12 protein-coding genes are annotated in these 16,657 nt (G+C 73.9%); 8 read left to right on the top strand and 4 right to left on the bottom strand.

The annotated features are described in order from the left end of the window. The first annotated feature begins 198 nt into the window (after positions 1-198). On the top strand, positions 199-2,754 hold the full coding sequence (locus ACZ7H1_RS27730) for an FG-GAP repeat domain-containing protein (protein ID WP_470790505.1): 2,556 nt from the start codon (positions 199-201) through the stop codon (positions 2,752-2,754). A gap of 211 nt (positions 2,755-2,965) precedes the next feature. Here the strand turns inward: ACZ7H1_RS27730 and ACZ7H1_RS27725 are convergent, their stop codons facing one another. Both ACZ7H1_RS27725 and ACZ7H1_RS27720 read right to left on the bottom strand, forming a co-directional pair. Then, positions 2,966-3,133, bottom strand: a complete 168-nt coding sequence (locus ACZ7H1_RS27725) for a hypothetical protein (RefSeq protein WP_470790504.1) — start codon at positions 3,131-3,133, stop codon at positions 2,966-2,968. A 489-nt stretch (positions 3,134-3,622) separates the two neighbouring features. Beyond that, entirely contained in the window at positions 3,623-4,729 is a 1,107-nt protein-coding gene (locus ACZ7H1_RS27720; RefSeq protein WP_470790503.1) for a hypothetical protein, read from the bottom strand. Positions 4,730-5,544: 815 nt separating this feature from the next. Between ACZ7H1_RS27720 and ACZ7H1_RS27715 the strand changes: the two genes are divergently transcribed. From ACZ7H1_RS27715 to ACZ7H1_RS27695, 5 genes are all read left to right on the top strand, one after another. After that, positions 5,545-6,504 carry a hypothetical protein gene (locus ACZ7H1_RS27715; protein WP_470790502.1) on the top strand — a complete coding sequence of 320 codons (960 nt, stop codon included), beginning with the start codon at positions 5,545-5,547 and terminating at the stop codon, positions 6,502-6,504. Between the two features lie 227 nt (positions 6,505-6,731). After that, entirely contained in the window at positions 6,732-10,664 is a 3,933-nt protein-coding gene (locus ACZ7H1_RS27710; protein ID WP_470790501.1) for an nSTAND1 domain-containing NTPase, read from the top strand. Positions 10,665-11,012: 348 nt separating this feature from the next. Next, positions 11,013-11,888, top strand: a complete 876-nt coding sequence (locus ACZ7H1_RS27705) for a C40 family peptidase (protein WP_470790500.1) — start codon at positions 11,013-11,015, stop codon at positions 11,886-11,888. A 97-nt stretch (positions 11,889-11,985) separates the two neighbouring features. Continuing rightward, positions 11,986-12,366, top strand: a complete 381-nt coding sequence (locus tag ACZ7H1_RS27700; protein WP_470790499.1) for a hypothetical protein — start codon at positions 11,986-11,988, stop codon at positions 12,364-12,366. A gap of 113 nt (positions 12,367-12,479) precedes the next feature. Then, positions 12,480-14,171: a beta-N-acetylhexosaminidase gene (locus ACZ7H1_RS27695; RefSeq protein WP_470790498.1), complete on the top strand. Its 1,692-nt coding sequence runs from the start codon at positions 12,480-12,482 to the stop codon at positions 14,169-14,171. 56 nt (positions 14,172-14,227) lie between these two features. On the opposite strand, the gene ACZ7H1_RS27690 is transcribed toward ACZ7H1_RS27695, so the two are convergent. Next, positions 14,228-14,860: a carbohydrate-binding module family 20 domain-containing protein gene (locus ACZ7H1_RS27690; protein ID WP_470790497.1), complete on the bottom strand. Its 633-nt coding sequence runs from the start codon at positions 14,858-14,860 to the stop codon at positions 14,228-14,230. 206 nt (positions 14,861-15,066) lie between these two features. On the opposite strand from ACZ7H1_RS27690, the gene ACZ7H1_RS27685 reads away from it, so the two are divergent. Then, positions 15,067-15,228: a hypothetical protein gene (locus tag ACZ7H1_RS27685; RefSeq protein ID WP_470790496.1), complete on the top strand. Its 162-nt coding sequence runs from the start codon at positions 15,067-15,069 to the stop codon at positions 15,226-15,228. 97 nt (positions 15,229-15,325) lie between these two features. Here ACZ7H1_RS27685 and ACZ7H1_RS27680 read toward each other — a convergent pair whose 3' ends face one another. Beyond that, positions 15,326-16,141, bottom strand: a complete 816-nt coding sequence (locus ACZ7H1_RS27680; RefSeq protein ID WP_470790495.1) for a sulfite exporter TauE/SafE family protein — start codon at positions 16,139-16,141, stop codon at positions 15,326-15,328. 132 nt (positions 16,142-16,273) lie between these two features. Between ACZ7H1_RS27680 and ACZ7H1_RS27675 the strand changes: the two genes are divergently transcribed. Next, entirely contained in the window at positions 16,274-16,657 is a 384-nt protein-coding gene (locus tag ACZ7H1_RS27675) for a VOC family protein (protein ID WP_470790494.1), read from the top strand.

The following is a 16,657-nucleotide window of genomic DNA, read 5'->3' as shown; positions in this document are numbered from 1 at the left end:
CACTGGTACTAAGCCACCAGCGGACAGCAGACGCACGAAATCGCCCGGCCGGGACCTACCGGCCGGGCGATCGTGCGTATACGGCCGCCTCGCTCGCCACCACGCGAATGAAAATCTTGTCGCCGTACAACCGTGCGCGGTTCTTGTGGGTCCAACGTGTTGATCAACAAGATCCAACGGGGGAAAGGGAACCGCCACATGGGCGTACATGCCCGCAAGCAAGGCCGACTGGCCGCTGCCGTGTCGGCCGTCGCGCTGATCGTTTCCGGGGGCGCCGTCGCCCCCCTGCTCACCGCCGGGACGGCTCATGCCGCGCCGCTGCCGCCCTGGAACGAGCTCGTGAGTGTGGGAGGCGACGAGCACACGGCCCACGACACGGAGCTGGTCGAGCTCCCCGACGGTTCGGCGGTCGCCCTGTGGCGCGAGTACGCCACCGTGCAGGCGGCCGTACGCCCGGCCGACAGCGACCAGTGGGGCCGGCCCCACCAGCTGGGCACGGACACGAGCCCGCGCATCACGGTGCGCCTGGTCGCCGGTGCGGACGGCGTGACCACCGCCCTGTGGGCGGAGTCCGCCGAGGCCGCGCCGGGAGGACCGGCCCCGGCGACCCGCCTGATGACCGCCGCCCTCCGGACGGGCCTCTGGTCGCAGCCGAAGGAACTCCTCGGCATCGATGACGCGGCCCTCGTCGAAAACGCCCAGGTAGCCGCCGGACCGCAGGGAACGGCGACCGCCGTCTGGACCGCGCGCCCCCTGGGCTCCGACGACTCGGCCGTCTACGCCACCACCCGCGGCTCCGACGGCAACTGGTCCGAGCCGGTGCCGGTGGCCGCGGCCACCGCCGAGGGCGAGGCCGTGGACGGGGCGGACGTGGCCGTGGACACCCAGGGCACCGCGGTGATCGCTTACCGCCACAGCACCCCGCACGGCCTGGCCGGGGTCAAGACCGTCACCCGGGCGGGGCTCGACCCCGCCTGGGGCGCGCCCGTCCCGGTGGCCGCGCCGACGAACGGCGTCGAGGCACCGAACATCGGTGCGGGCCCGGACGGCTCGCTGGCGCTGACCTGGCCCGTGACGGACGTGGCGGACGAGGGCACCGAGCAGCTGTTCGCGTCCGTACGGAAGGCCGGCACGGCGGGCTGGAGCACGCCGGCGCCCGTGCCGATCGTCCGCAACGAGACGACGATCCCGGCACCGGAGCCGCTCATCGCCCCGGACGGTGATCTGACGCTGGTCTGGTGGGAGTGGCGCGACCGCGGGGACGACACCGGCGAGGACCTCGTCTCCGCAACCCTGGCCGCGGGCGGCACCTGGAACCGGCAGCAGATCAGCACCGACAAGGTGCGCCGCGAGCACGACGTGTCCATCGGCCCCGACGGCACGGTCCGCGTGCTGTGGACGGCCCAGAGGTCCGGGCAGGGGCGGACCTGGGAGGCGCTGGCCACGGCTGCCCGCACCCCCGACGACAACGCCTGGTCCGCGCCGGCCTGGATCCCGCACGACTGGGCCCAGGGCCCGGCCCTGTATCCGGGACAGGGCCCGGGACAGATCGCGGCCGGACCCGCCCGGTCGGCGGCGGTGCTGTGGAACGCGAGGAACGGCGAGGGCCCGCTGTCCGCCCGGACCGCCTTCCTCCAGCCGCTCGCCGTCACCTCGTCCACCGTGCCCAAGGCGGCCGCGCTGGCCGACACCACCGGCACGAGCGTGGTCTGGGCACCGGCCTGGCAGCTGAACCGGCAGGCGGGCTCCTGGCGGCTGACCCTGAGCGACCCGGCCGGGCGCGTCTTCAAGACCTTCACCGGCCGGTCCACGACCACGATCACACCGAAGTGGAACGGCCGCAGCGACAAGGACCCGAGCGCCCTCGCCCCGAACGGCCCGCTCAGGTGGACGCTCGAAGCCACCGCGGTCGGCGCCCCCGCCGAGGTCGAACTGGCCACGGGCAAAGTGGCGGTGACGGGAGGCGCGGCCGTACGCCGGGACTTCGGCTCCCGCGCCGGCACCCCCGACGGCACGGGCGACATCATGGCCGTGACCGGCACCACCCTGCGCACCGCCTTCGGCAGCACGGCGATCGGCAACTTCAGCGGCTCGGCCGCCAGTACGGGCTGGCCGGCCGGCTTCCGCCCGGTGCCGATGGGCGACATGAACGGCGACCGCTGCAACGACACCCTGGTGCGCCTGGCCACCGGCGAGATGCGCCGCTACACCCCCGCCTGCGGGACAGCGCTGAAGCCCACGAGCCCGTACAAGGTCCTGGGCAAGGGCTGGAACGTCTACGACGTCCTCACCAGCCCCGGCGACGTGAACAAGGACGGCCGCCCCGACCTGATCGCCCGCGAGCCCAGGACCGGCGGCCTGTACCTCTACACGACCACCAGCACCGGGATCCTGAGCGCGCGCATCGAGCTCAGCACGGCCTTCAAGAACTACAAGAAGATCGTCGGCGCCGGCGACCTCAACGGCGACGGCATCGGCGACCTGCTCCTGCACGACAGCGGGAACGAGCTGTGGCGCATCACCGGCACCGGCACCGGCAGGTTCACCGCCAAAACGCTTCTTGCCACCGACTTCAGCGCCTCCTACAACACCCTCGTCGGTGTCGGCGACTTCACCGGCGACGGCCGCGCCGACCTCATCGCCCGCGACACCAGCGGGAACATGTGGCGGTGGCACGGCACCGGCAAGGGCACGTTCACCGCCCGCACCAAGATCGCCACGGGCTGGCAGGTCTACACCGGCGGCCTCCACTGACCGGCGCCTCCTGACCCGGCGGGAGCGGTACTTCGGGGAACACCGCTCCCGGCGGGGCACCCCGCGCTCTGGTCAGCGTGCGCGCTCGTCGATGAGTGCGGCCAAGCCGGCCAGGATGCGTGCAGGCCGAACTCCCATGCCTGATCCCGCTCGTCCCGGGCGGCTGATGCGGGGCCCCGTGAGTGCGGGGAACCGCTCGCCTGTGCCTGCATCAGATCGGCAAGCGCGGTGCCGAGCTGTGCTTCGGGATCGCCTGCGGGGCCGCTGCGCGGGCTTGTTGGGTGATACCGCGTACGTGGCTCACCAGCAGCACGGCCGCGTCCATCCGCTCGGCGCCGCGTATCCAGACCGGCGGCAGCCCGCCGTGCTTCGTCGACAAGCGCGGCGGGACACTGCTCCGTCTGCCGGCCGAGTTCGCCGGCGGTGAGACGGAAGTGCTCCGCGGAGACCTGGTCCGAGTGCTGCACGAACTCACCCTCCCCTACACCGAGTACGTCTTCGGCGACTCGATCGCCGGCCTGACCGGGACCGCTTCCGGCGTGCGGGGCGACTTCCAACGCGGAGCCCCGCGCGAGCGACCTCGTCATCGGCGCGGACGGGCTGCACTCCGACGTCCGTCGCCTCGCCTTCGGCCCGGAAGAGGACTACGTGCCCCACCTCGGCTGCTACGCCGCCGCCTGGCAGCTGTCCAACGATCTGGGACTGGGGAAGGACTCGATCGGCTACAACGTCCCGGGGCGGTCCGCCTCCGTCGGTGCAGACCACCGGGATCCGGCGAAGGCAGGGGCGTTCTTCGTGTTCGCCGCGCCCGAGTTGCAAGGGACTGCCCAGGCCGGACGGCAGAGGCCGCCCGGCCTGGGCGGGCGGGTCAGTGTCCGGTGGACGACCAGTGGTTCTTGTCAGCGGATGCCGGCGAGAAGTGGATCACGCCGTAGGTGCGGCCCACCGCGATGAGCTTGGTGTTCAGGCCGTTGCGCGGGGTGGTGGCGATGGTCACCCGGGTTCCGGAGCGGTTGGTGACCACGATGCTGCGCGCCGACCAGGTGGTGCTCATGTCGATCGCCAGCCTCGGCGTGTGCAGCGTGTTCAGCGACGGTGCCACCTTGTTGCCCGGGTCGATGCCCAGAGCGTCGACGAGGCGCTGCGCGGCGGCCACCGAGGCGGCGGAGTCGAAGGCGCCGTTCGCCTTCGTGTGCTGCCAGCAGATACCGACCTGGGACTGGCCCCTCGCGGGTTTGAAGGCCGGCACCTTGTCGGCGGACACCTTCTTCTTCGCGATCAGCCAGGAGTAGTGCATCATGTACGCCCGCTCCGCCGGCCGGTACGTCGTGACCGGATTGACGGAGATCCCGCCGGCGCGCATGGCCAGGACGAACGAGGTGACCTTCTCGCGGAAGCCCGGTGCCAGGTCCTCCAGCCGCCTGCTGGAGGGGAACTGCCTCGCCCAGGCCGCCCCGCTCAGCGACTTGGTGCTGCAGGTACGGCGGAAGCCGAGGGTGTCCGAGCTGGGGTAGCAGGTGCCCGTCGGGACGGTGACCGACCAGGTGATGCCGTAGGTCTTCGGTGCGACGAAGGGGTTCGGCTTCTTGTACGTGTGGTCCACCGGCGCCAGGACGGTTCCGTCAGGGCCGCCGCTGAACTCGCGGGTGCTGGTGGTGCCGTCGCCCCAGGTGGTCTTCAGCGCGAAGGTGCACCTGCTGGTGTCGCCCCGGCTGACGAGCTGGAACGCCACCTTCGGGTCCGGGCTCACGCAGTTCGGGTACGACTTCTTGAAGCAGGACGCGTCGGCTGCCGGCAGACGGAGGTTGCCGCTGCCCAGAGCGACGGTGCCCGGCTCGGCGCCCGGACGCGCGTCGGCGGATGCGGTCCCGCCGGCGACGACGACGGCACCCGCCGCCACCGCCGCGGCCCACCGGCGCCACGGCGCGCGGCGCGAGGTCCGGTCCTCGCGACGCAGGGTTGATCGAACGATCAAAGGAATCTCCCCCTCTTCTTCGTACGTGCGCAGGCGCCCCAAGGGCTTCACCAACCCCCCAACGGCGGCGAAATCCGGCCAACCGGAGCCCGCAGGGAGCGTACTGGCGTCCCCCCGCCCGCGTCGCCGTAGGCGGGAGATCCGGCGTCCGTACGTGCGCCCCCGCCCGGCCGTGCGCCGCTGTCCCCGCCCACCGGGGTCCGGCGCACGCGCGGAACGGCTCCGACGACCCGGGGGCAGAAAGCGCTGCTGAGCGCGATGGCAGCCGATTGCCCCGACGCCCGGCCGCGCCCGCCGCCGGGCCCGGTGCCTCGGCCGTCTCGCCCATCGGCACGAGGCGGGCACGCACGACCGGGCGGGACGGACTACGGCAAAGCACGTACGGGGCATCGCGCTTCAGCCCCTCGGCCGCACCGTGCCCGTCCAGGCACGGCTGCCCGGATGCACCAGACCCCTCGCCCGGGCACCGGACTACGCCCGACCTGGTCCAGGCGGCTCGGGCCCGGCCGGCGTGCCTCGGGCGGCGCGACGGCCGTCACCGTGGCCGCGACGGTCCTGGCGGTGGCCGGGGCGCCGGCCCTGGTACCGCTGGCCCGCGCGCACGGGCGGTCCGCGGCCGTCGTCCCCGAACCGCCCCGGTGGACGATCAGGGCACGATGCCGCGTTGCGGTCACCCACTGCCTGGTTGGCCCGTTCGCCTGCGACGAATGGCGTAGGCCGAAAGCGGACCGTAACGTAACAAAAAGTGCGCGATCTGTAGCGCGCTGCGACCGACGCGTCCCTCGACACACCCGCGTCGGCGAACGGAGCATTTCATGAACGAGACCATCATGCCCGCGGACATACCGGCTGACGGACGCGGACGACCCCCCGTCCCGGCCGGCGACAAGACGAGTACCGACTCTCTCGACACCCTGCTGCGGACCGTGGCCACACAGCGTCCACTGGAGCAGGTCACCGCTCTCGTGGCCCTGCTGAACCAGGGCGACCAGCACCCCGACCTCGTGCACCAGGCACTGCGGACCGCCGCCGTGGACCGGCCGGTCCACGAGGTGGAGCAGTTGATCGAGCTCCTCAGGACGTCCCCCCGGAAGATGGGCGAGGACGAGATCGCACTGCTGGCGGCCGCGGCCGAGCGGCCCATCGAGGACATCGCCGTACTGGCCGGCATCCTCGCAGGGAAGGCACAGGAGCAGCCCGCCGCGATGGACGGCGCGCAGGACGAGGGGCCGCCGGAGCCACCCGAACCACCGGGACGCCCGCGCCCCCTCGGGATCGGCGGGCCGGGAAAGCCGCTCGAGTGTGACGACGACCTCGAGGCGCGTGCCCCGGCCGGACCGGCGCGGGAGCCGGGTACCGGATCGTCGCCGGCGACGGCACTCCGGCACGGCCTGCGCCTGCCCGTCGTCGCCCTGCTCCTGGTCGCCGCCGTGCTGCAACTGCCTGCGGACACGGCGGCGCTGACGGGAGTGACCGCCGCCGCGCCCGGTCACGTGCTCGCCGTCCTCACCGGCGTCCTGTGTCTGGGGCTGGGCCTGCTGCTGGCGGCCCGGGACACCGCGGCGGTGTGGCGGACGGCCGCGTGCGCAGCTCTCGCCGTCGTCGTCCTGCACGTCCTGGGATACGCGGCCCACGTCGACGCTCTCGCGCGCTGCCTCGGGCACTCCGTGCCCGCAGGGGCGGCGATCGTGACGCTGTGCGCCGCGGCCGCGGCGGTCCTCGCCGCACTGCCGCTGCGCACCGCGGCGAAGCGGCAGAGCGCCTCCGGCTGCTGAACGGCGAGCAGCCAGAGCGGAAAGCCCGGCCGGTGGCGGCATCTGCCCGCCACCGGCCGGGCCCTTGCGCCGCGCGCCCCCTCCCCCGGCCTCCTCGCGTCCCTGGCAGGCACAGCCCCACCCGCGGCGCAAACGCTCCCGAGAATCAGCCGAACGGGTCGGCAGCCGTGCACCGAGGGGGCGGGGATCGCTAGCCTAGGGCCCCGCATCTGCGCGCGGAGGCACGTATGGACGGGGCACGGGATCTGTCGCCCGACGACGCCGGAAGGGCCGGGGGTACGGAGGAGGACGGCGGTTCTCCCGGGGATTTCGGGGCCGCGCTGCGGCGCTCGAGAACGGCCGCCGGTCTGTCGCTGTCCGCTCTCGCACAACTCGTCCACTACAGCAAGGGCTACCTCAGCAAGATCGAGAACGGGACCAAGCCGCCCACGCCCGACCTGGCCCGCCGCTGCGACGACGCCCTGCGGGCAGGCGGTGCGCTCGCCGCGCTGGCCGGGGGCTTGCCCCAGCCGCGGCAGCCGGAGGCCGGGGCTCCCCCGTGCCCGTACCGGGGCCTCGCCGCCTTCGGCTCCGGGGACGCCGCATGGTTCTTCGGGCGCGAGCGGGCCACCTCCGCGCTGCTGGAGCGGCTCGCGGAACGGGCGGGCAGGGGTCCCCTGGCGGTGGTGGCACCCTCCGGCGCGGGCAAGTCGTCCCTGCTGCGGGCGGGCCTGACGGCGGCCCTGCGGCGCGGCGACACCGGGCCGCTCGGTCCGTGGAGCGGGCCGGTGGCGGTGTGCGCGCCGACCGCCTGGCCGCTGACCGAACTGCTGGGCGTCGTCGAGAAGGTGACCGGTCTTCAGTCGCTGCCGACACCTCAGGAGCTGGTCGGCGAGCCGGAGCTGCTGGCGTCCGCGCTGCGTTCCGCGCGGGATGCCGGCCGGCTGGTCCTGGTGGTCGACCAGTTCGAGGAGCTCTTCACGCTCTGCCGGGACGAAGCCGAGCGGCGCGCCTACCTCGCCGCCCTCACGGCGGTCGCCGGCGGCGGCGTGGACGCGCCCGCGCTGGTGGTGCTCGGACTGCGGGCGGACTTCAGCGGCCGCTGCCTGGCGTACCCCGAGCTGGCCGCCGTGTTCACCCACGGGCTGTTCGTCCTCACCCCCATGACGCCGGAGGAGCTGCGCGCGGCGGTGACGCGGCCCGCCGAACGCGCCGGACTGGTCCTGGAACCAGGGCTGGTGGAACTGCTCGCGCGGGACGCGGGCGCCGAGGGCGAGCCTGCGGACGGCAGGGGCGCGGACGGCGGGGCTGCAGACGGCAGGACTGCGGACGGCCACGCCTCCCTCGCCTCCGCGGGTCCGGTGGCGGCCTCCGCGGGGGCTCTGCCCCTGCTGTCACACGCACTGCTCGTCACCTGGGGCGCGCGGGCGGGCCGTACGCTCACCGTTGCCGCGTACGAGGCGACCGGCGGCCTCCGCGGTGCGGTGGCCCGGACCGCGGAGCAGGTCTTCACCGGACTCGACCGGGCCGGTCAGGACGCGGCCCGGCGCATGCTGTTGCGGCTGGTGCACCTCGGTGACGGGGACGTGGTGACGCGGCGCAGGACGGCACCGGACGAGCTGACGGCCGGCCTTCCGGACCCCCGGCGGGCGGCGGCCGCACTCGATGCCTTCGTACGGGCCAGGCTGGTCACGGCCGGGGAAACCGCGGTGCAGATCACCCACGAGGCACTGCTGCGGGCGTGGCCGCGGCTGCGGGAGTGGATCCACACCGACCGTGCGGGGCTCCTGCTGCGGCAGCAGCTCGCCGACGCGGCGGCCGCCTGGGTCCGCGAGGGCCGCGACGCCGGACTCCTCTACCGGAGCAGCCGGCTGGCCGCGGCCGAGGAGTGGGCGGAGCAGCAGGACGGGCGTGATCCGCTCGGTCCGCGGGAGGCGGAGTTCCTGGAGGCGAGCCGTGCCGAGGAGCACGGCAGGCGGCAGCGTGCGGTACGGCAGGCCAGGACGCGCCGGCGGCTGCTGGTGACGCTCGCCGTCCTGCTGGCCGTGGCGGTGGGCGCGAGCGGTGTGGCGTTCCACCAGCGCTCGCGGGCGGTCGAGGAGGGGCGCGTGGCACAGTCGCAGGCCTTGGCCGTGCGGTCCGGCGCGATGGCGGCGGGGCAGCCCGAGGCGTCGATGCTGCTCGCGGTGCAGGCGTACCGGACGGCTGCGACGACCGAGGCGCGCGGTGCGCTGCTGAGCACGCAGGCGCAGGCTTTCGCGGGCAGGCTGTCCGGGCACACGGGTGCGGTGAACGGCGTGGCGTTCGCCCCGGACGGCCGGCTGCTCGCCACGGCCAGCAGCGACGCCACCGTACGGCTGTGGGACGGGCCGGGGCACCGGTCGGCGGTGGCGGTGCTCACCGGCCACGGGGGTCCGGTGCTCGGTGTGGCGTTCGGGCGCGGCGGCCGGCTGCTGGCGTCGGCGAGCACGGACGGCACGGTCAGATTGTGGCGCCTGCCGGAACGCCAGCTGGTGGGCACGCTGTACGGGCACAGCGGCGGGGTGCGTTCCGTGGCCTTCTCCCCCGACGGCCGGTCCGTGGTGTCGGGCGGCATGGACGGGACGGTGCGGCTGTGGGCGGTGGCGGCCCGGCGGCTGACGGCCACGCTGCGGGGGCACACCGACGCCGTGCACGGGGTGGCGTTCGCCCCGGACGGCCGTACGGTCGTCTCGGGTGCGGCGGACCGGACCGTCAGGCTCTGGGAGGCCGGCCGCGGGGTCGGCGCCGACTCCGGCTCCGGCTCCGGCTCCGGCTCCGGCGCGCGGCTCTCGGCGACCCTCGAAGGGCACGGGGACGGCGTCCTGGGGGTGGCGTTCGCACCCGACGGGCGCAGTGTCGCGTCGGGCGGCGCCGACCGGACGGTCCGGATCTGGCAGGCCTCCCCCGGCGGCGTTCGGGCGCATCCGGTCGTGCTCCGGGGGCACAGCGACGACGTCAACTCCGTCGCCTACACCCGGGACGGCACCGCGGTCGTGAGCACCAGCGGGGACGGGACGGCGAAGCTGTGGGACACGGTGAGCCACCGGGTCACCGAGACCCTCGCGGGTCACACCGACTACGTGCTCTCCGTGGCGGTCGGGCCGGACGACGTCCTGGCCACGGGGAGTTTCGACCAGTCGGCCGTGCTGTGGGACCCGGGCCGCAGCTCACTGGTCACGCGGCCGTTCGCAGAGGTGTGGCAGTCGGCGTTCGCTCCCGGCGCGCGGCTGCTGGCGTCGGCCGGCGCCGACCGTACGGTACGGCTGTGGGACCCGGGCAAACACCGGCACACCGGCTCCCTGACGGGGCACCAGGGCTCGGTGTTCTCGGTGGCGTTCTCGCCCGACGGACGGACCCTGGCATCGGCGAGCGCGGACCGGTCCGTGAAGCTGTGGGACGTCTCGCGGCGCAGGCTCCTCGCCACCCTCGTCGGCCACGGCGGGTCGGTGTTCTCGGTGGCGTTCTCGCCCGACGGGCAGACCCTGGCATCGGCGAGCGCGGACCGGACGGTCAAGCTGTGGAGCGTCGGCCGGCGGAGCCTGCTCACCTCGCTCACGGCGCACCAGGACTTCGTGAACGGGGTGGTGTTCAGTCCGGACGGGGGGTTGCTGGCGTCCGGCAGCGACGATCTGACGGTCCGGCTGTGGGACGTCCGGGCGCGTTCCGTGCGCAGTGTGCTGCACGGGCACGTGGGTGCGGTACGGAGCGTGTCGTTCAGCCCGGACGGGAAGCGCCTGGCCAGCAGTGGCAATGACGGCACGGTCCGGGTGTGGGACGTGGCTTCGGGGCGTTCCGGCGCGAGCCTGACGGGTCATACGGGGGCGGTGCGTGCGGTGGTGTTCGGACCGGACGGCCGGACGCTGGCGACGGGCGGGATCGACGGGACGGTCCGTCTGTGGGACGCCGTGCGGCACCGGCCGACCGCCGCGCTGAGCGGCCACGTCGGGGCCGTGTGGGGGGTGGTCTTCGAGCCGGTCGGGGGGCGGGTGGTGAGCAGCGGTACGGACGGCAGGATCCGCCTGTGGTCGCTTGCGCCGGGCCGGCGTACCGCCGGGATCTGCGCGCTGGTCGGCGACGTGGGGCCGGTGCTGTGGCAGCGTCTGCTGCCCGGGCAGCCGTACCGGCCGCAGTGCCGTACCGCGGGCGGTCCCCGGTCGTGAGGGCGTTCTCCACGACTCCGGTGTGTGCTTCACAGTCGTGAGGATGTGAAGCACCGCGGCGGGCGGCGCGCCCCTGCGCCCATCCCCGCCGAGCTGCGGTGACGGCCTTTCAAGAGTGCTGCGGGGCGGGGTTTCCCAGGGGGTTTCCCGTTTCCCGTCGCGATGGGCGACGCGTGTCCCCTCGACTTCCCGGGGCGCCGCGGACGAATCTCGAAGGGCCGGACCAGCCGGTGAACGACCGGTGGTGTCGACCGACACGGGGAGCGGGGAACGGGGATGTACCAGGTGCTGGAGAGGCTGCGGCGGCCGGGGAGAACGGCAACGGGGGGCGGCCGCCGCCGGTGGCGGGTGACCGCCGCGATCGGGGCGGTGGCGGTGGCCGGGTGGGGGAACGTTCTCGCGTCCCCGGCGACCGCGGCCGTCTCGCCTCCGCTCACCGCGGCGGTGCTCGCCGCCGCGCCGGAAGCGGCGGACTCGGGGGCGTGCGGAGTGCTGGCGCCCGGTGCGTCGGCCGCGGCGGAGGCCGCGGTACGGGCGGCCTGCGAGCAGGTCGGCGTCTGGTACACCTGGGGCGGCGGTCACGGGCCGCAGCCGGGACCGACGTACGGCCAGGTCGATCCGAGCGACCCGGCCAGCGAGCACGACCCCGAGCGGCTCGGGTTCGACTGCTCGGGCCTGGTGCGGTACGCGTACGCCCGGGCCGTCGGCGGGGACCCGCTGCCGGGCAACGCCTACCACCAGTTCAACTCCCCGCGGGTCACGGCTCGGTTCGCGGCCTCGCAGGGTACGGCTCCGCTGCTGCCCGGCGATCTGCTGGCCTGGGGGTCGGGGGGCTCCGTCCACCACATCGCCGTGTACCTCGGGGCGGGCAAGATGGTCGAGGCCCGCCAGTCCGGCACCCGCATCATGGTCAGTGACGTACGCCTGGGCGGGGATTACGCCGGTGCGGTCCGCATCGGCGGCGCGGCGACGCAGCCGGGCACGTTCAGCACCTGGGGCACGGACGTGTGGACCCACACGGAGCCGTCGACGGGCAGCCCGCGGGTGCACAGGTTCGCCGGCCCGACCGTGGTGCGCATCCAGTGCCAGAAGCACGCGGAGACCGTGACGGCGGAGGGCTACACCAACGACGCCTGGTCCTACCTGCCCGAGTACGGCGCGTGGATCACCAACATCTACATCAAGGGACCCGCCTGGCTGGACGGCGTGCCCACCTGCCCCTGAGCGGGAGCCGCTGCGCCTCGTCCGCACCACACCACCGGTCACGTCCGACCGGTCGTCCACCATCCGGCCCGATCAGGGCCGCTTCCAAGGAGGAACCATGTCCGCACGCAAGTCGATCGCCCTGGGCTTCGCCACCGTTCTGACCGCAGGGCTCGCCGCCGTCACGGGGCCGGCCGCAGCGGTCCCGTCCACCGGAACGACCGCCGCCGCCGAATGCGGAGTCCGCTCCGACGGCAGGCTCTGGTGCGGCAACCGCTCCGGTGCCAAGGGCTACGCGCACCGCTCCTACAGCTCCGCGGTCCGGGGGCCGCTGAACACCGGCTTCAGCTGGTTCCAGTGCTGGGGGCGCGGCGACAGCCACTCCGGCGGCAACAACGTCTGGTACTGGACCCAGCTGGACAACGGCCAGTGGGGCAACGTCCCGGCCGTGGACGTCCACACGCCGGTCGACCCCGCACCGGGCCTGCGCGAGTGCTGACGCACGCACGCGCGCGCTGACCGCCGGGCCGCTCCCTCCTCCACGGGGAAGCGGCCCGGTCGCGCGGTCCCGGGCCCCGTGCGAGCGTAGTGACGGGACGGGAGGCTGGGAGCATGGGGCCAAAACGGCGAATATCCAGGCGCCGGGCGAGGGACCAGGCCGTCACGACGAGTGCGGCCGTCGTACTGTTCTCCGTACTCGCCTCCGGCTGCGGCAGCGGCGCGGATCCGGCCCGGTCCGCAGCGCGCTCCCCTACGCACGCCGCAAGCAGCCCCGCCACACCGGGCGCCCGCTCCACCACGCCCGCCGCCGGCTCCACCACCCCCGACGCCGCCGCGCCCACGCCGTCCGGCCCGGCCGCCTTGTCCGCCGCCCCGCTCACGGTCCCCGCGGTGCGCCGGCACACCCCGGCCCGCGGCCCGGGATGGCGCCCGGCGCCCGGGGCCCAGGTGGTGGTCGACGCAGGAAGTCCCGTGCTCGCCGACGAGGGAAAGCTGCTGGCCCGCGAGCTGAAGCTCGCTTACGGCGGCACCGGCGCACCCGGACCGGGCGATGTCCGGCTGGCCCTCGCCAAGGGCCGGGGCGACGGGCCGGAGTCGTACACCCTCACCGTCCGCGGCGGGCAGGTCGAGATCGCCGGGCCCGACGAGGCGGGCGTCTTCTACGGAACCCGCACCCTCAAGCAGACCGTGCGCACGGCGGGAACGATGCCCGAGGGCGTCGTCGCGGACCGGCCGGCCAAGCCGCAGCGCGGCCTCAACCTCGACATCGCGCGCAAGTTCTTCACCGCCGCGTGGATCGAGGCCCGGCTGCGCGAGATGGCCGACCTCAAGCTCAACGAGCTGGGCCTGCACTTCTCGGACGACCAGGCGTTCCGCATCGAATCCACGACGCACCCGGAGATCGTCTCCACCCCGCACCTCACCAAGGCGGAGGTCCGCAGGATCACCGCCCTGGCCGCTTCGCTGCACATCGACGTGGTCCCCGAGATCGACTCGCCGGGCCACCTGGGGGCGGTGCTGCGGGCCCACCCGGAGCTGCGGCTGCGCGACGTGAACGGCACGGTGGTGCCGGGTGCGGTGGACATCGCGAACCCGGCCTCCGGCGCCCTGATCGACGACCTGCTCCGGGAGTACATGGCGCTGTTCCCGGCGGGCGCGTGGCACCTGGGCGGCGACGAGTACCAGGCGCTGGTACGCCGCGATCCGGAGAGTTCCTTCCCGCAGCTCGCCAGTGCCGCCCGGGAGCGGTACGACGATCCCGCGGCCCGGGTCCAGGATCTGGCCACCGGCTGGCTCAACGACCGGGCGGACGTCGTGAGGCCGTCCGGCCGGGAGCTCAAGGCGTGGAACGACGGCTTCTACCGCGGCGGGGTGACCCGTGCCGCCCCGGACATCCAGGCCGAGTACTGGACCGGCAAGGAAATCGGCGCCCGGCCGCCGGAGGAGTACCTCGACGAAGGGCGCGAGGTCGTCAACCTCAACGACGAGTACCTGTACTACGTCCTGGGAGAGCCGAACCAGTTCACCTATCCGACCGGCCGCCGGATCTACGAGCAGTGGACGCCGCTGGTGCTGAGGGGCGACGAGGCGGTCCCGGCCCGTCACCAGGACAAGATCTTGGGCGCCCGGCTGGCCGTCTGGTGCGATCTTTCCCAGGCACAGACCCCGCAGCAGGTGGCCGACGGCATCCGGATGCCGCTGGCGGCCCTGGCCCAGAAGGTGTGGGACGAGCGGGCGCCGAAGCTCTCCTGGAGCGACTTCAGCGCCCTGGCGCGCCGCGCCGCGCCCGGCGCCGGGGCCTGACCGGGCGCCTGACCGGGCGCCTGACCGGGCGCCTGACCGGGCGCCTGACCGGGGCGTCAGCAGTGGACGAGGGCCACCACGCGGTTGTCGTGCGGACCGTGCCCGGGGAACGTCGCGTACGCCGACCCGGGCACGGTCCGGCAGTCCGTCCCGGTGCCGTCGCGGTAGAGCACCCGCAGGCCGTACGCCGCGCCGCAGCCGTTGCGGACCGACGTGTAGCGCCAGCTCTCGGACCACTCGATGCACGTCGGCGCCGTGCCGGAGGCAGGCGTACCGGCGGTCGTCCGGAAGGTGTCGTGCGCCGTGAACGAGGATCCCGAGCGCGCCACGAAGAGGCGGTTCGCGCCTGCTTCCCAGGTCAGCGTGCCGTCGGACTTCCTCACGACGTACTTGTACTCGACCGGGGTGTCGACGGCCACGGACGTCCCGGCGGACCAGGTCGGATAGCCGGCGGCGTCCAGCGGCACCGCACGCGCCGGATCCCACGAGCCGAGCGCCGGGACGCTTCCTACGACCAACACCCCGTCTCCCCACTGGGTGACCGCCCCGACATCGAAGCGGACCGGCACGTCCGGCACGTCCGGGAGTTCCGCAGCGAGCGCCGGTGAGCCTCCCGCGCAGAGCAGAACGGCCGGTGCAACCGCCGTGCCGACGACGCGCAGCCACCTCTGAGCACGCAAGAACCCCATGTACGACACCCCTTCACCCCACGGCCAACGCAAGCGACAACGGGAGCATAGCCAGGCCCTGCAAGAACTTGCAGAACTTTTCAGAAAGTTCTTGCCCGTCCCGGCGCTGATCCGACCGGAGGAACATGCTCGGCCCATCGGCCCAAAGGCGCTTCCCGGTTCACGCCCCCCGCCGCCGCCGGTGGTTGCGTGAACCCTCCCTCAGGATGCGCACGCACTGGCGGCTCGCCGACGAGCGGCAGTCGGCCGGAGGTGCACGGCACGCGCCGGAGGCGGACACCCCCTACGGACCGCGGTCCCCCCTCCCCGCCGGTGACGCCCCCGCAGCCGGCGGCGGAGCCGCCCGGCCCGGGGACGGCCGCCCGTGACCGCCGATCTCATCGCCGGCCTCGCCCCCGTCCATGCCGGCTCCGGTTGCGGCTCGTCACCACCCGGACCCTGACCGGACCGGGGACCACTGCCCGCTCAGTCGTGCCGGGCGAGCTTGGCCGCGGCCACGAGCAGGATCACGGCCAGGAGGGGGATGAGGACCAGATCCGGGAAGACGCCGAGGAGCAGCCCGCCCAGCACTGCGCCCGCGATCGAGCCTGCGGCCATGACCGCGGCGAAGCGGAGGTTCGAGCGGAGGACCGCGAAGCTTCCGTCGCGGCTGTAGCGCGCGAAGGCGACCAGCATGGTCGGCAGCGATACCAGCAGGGAGAGGCTTCCGGCGGTTTTGACGTCCTCCCCGAACAGCAGCACGATCGTGGGGATCAGCAGCTCACCGCCGGCCACGCCCATGATCGCCGCAACGACCCCGATGCCGAACCCGGCCACGACGCCGGCAGGCACCTGCGCCCACAGGGGCAGGTCGAGCGTGCCCAGGGGCGTGGTGTGCGTGACCACCAGGGCCGCCGCCATGAGCACCATCAGAGCGGCCAGCACCTTGTAGAGGGTGGCCGAGCGCATGCGTACCGCCCAGGAGGCCCCGGCCCAGGCACCCAGCAGGCTGCCGGCCAGCAGGTTGACGGCGACCGGCCATCGTCCGGCCACCTCCGCGGCCGGGACCGCTGCCATCCTGGCCGGCAGTGCGACCAGGACCACCACCAGGCTCATCGCCTTGTTCAGGATGACGGCGGAGAGCGCGGCGAACCCGAAGAGGCCGATCAGCAGCGGCAGCCGGAACTCCGCGCCGCCCAAGCCGATCATGCCGCCGAGAACGCCGATGGCCGCTCCCGCACCGAACACCACGGACGGCGAGTGGGTCGATCGGAGGGGAAGGAGGTCCTGGTCGGCGGTCACGACCGGCATCCTCGCCGATGGCTGCACCGGCCTGCTACGGCACGGCCCCGGCTTCGGGGGAAGGCACCGGGCCCCCGCGCACGTTTCGTCCGGTCCTCCGAACCGCCCCGCCTGCGCACCTATCCTTCCTGCATGACATGTCGAATCAGCGAGATCGTCATCGACGCAGAGGACCCTGGCCGGCTGGCCGCATTCTGGTGCGATGTCCTCGGTTACGCCGAGCTGGGCCGAGAAGACGACGGCAGCATCCAGATCGGCCCGCCCGGCGCCGGATTCGGCGGAGCGCAGCCCGCCCTCGTCTTCAACGCGGGCCGCGACCCCCGGGTGGGGAAGCTCCCGCTGCACATCGACGTCAACGCCACCGACCGCGACCAGGACGCCGAGCTGGACCGGCTGCTCGCACTGGGTGCCGTGCCCGTCGACGTCGGCCAGACCGGAGAGGAGAGCTGGCACGTCCTGGCCGACCCCGAGGGCAACGAATTCTGTCTCCTGCGCACTCGGCTGCAGCCCGTCTGA

The sequence above is a fragment of the Streptomyces sp. NPDC037401 genome, assembly GCF_055602345.1.
The sequence above is the reverse complement of the archived record's forward strand: the minus strand, read 5'-3'. Positions and strand labels throughout refer to the sequence as shown.

Bases quoted from the DNA above. Each gene is read 5' to 3' on its own strand.
- ACZ7H1_RS27730 (WP_470790505.1), top strand. From the start codon at position 199: ATGGGCGTACATGCCCGCAAGCAAGGCCGACTGGCCGCTGCCGTGTCG.
- ACZ7H1_RS27715 (WP_470790502.1), top strand. From the start codon at position 5,545: ATGAACGAGACCATCATGCCCGCGGACATACCGGCTGACGGACGCGGA.
- ACZ7H1_RS27710 (WP_470790501.1), top strand. From the start codon at position 6,732: ATGGACGGGGCACGGGATCTGTCGCCCGACGACGCCGGAAGGGCCGGG.
- ACZ7H1_RS27700 (WP_470790499.1), top strand. From the start codon at position 11,986: ATGTCCGCACGCAAGTCGATCGCCCTGGGCTTCGCCACCGTTCTGACC.
- ACZ7H1_RS27695 (WP_470790498.1), top strand. From the start codon at position 12,480: ATGGGGCCAAAACGGCGAATATCCAGGCGCCGGGCGAGGGACCAGGCC.
- ACZ7H1_RS27690 (WP_470790497.1), bottom strand. From the start codon at position 14,860: ATGGGGTTCTTGCGTGCTCAGAGGTGGCTGCGCGTCGTCGGCACGGCG.
- ACZ7H1_RS27685 (WP_470790496.1), top strand. From the start codon at position 15,067: ATGCGCACGCACTGGCGGCTCGCCGACGAGCGGCAGTCGGCCGGAGGT.
- ACZ7H1_RS27675 (WP_470790494.1), top strand. From the start codon at position 16,274: ATGACATGTCGAATCAGCGAGATCGTCATCGACGCAGAGGACCCTGGC.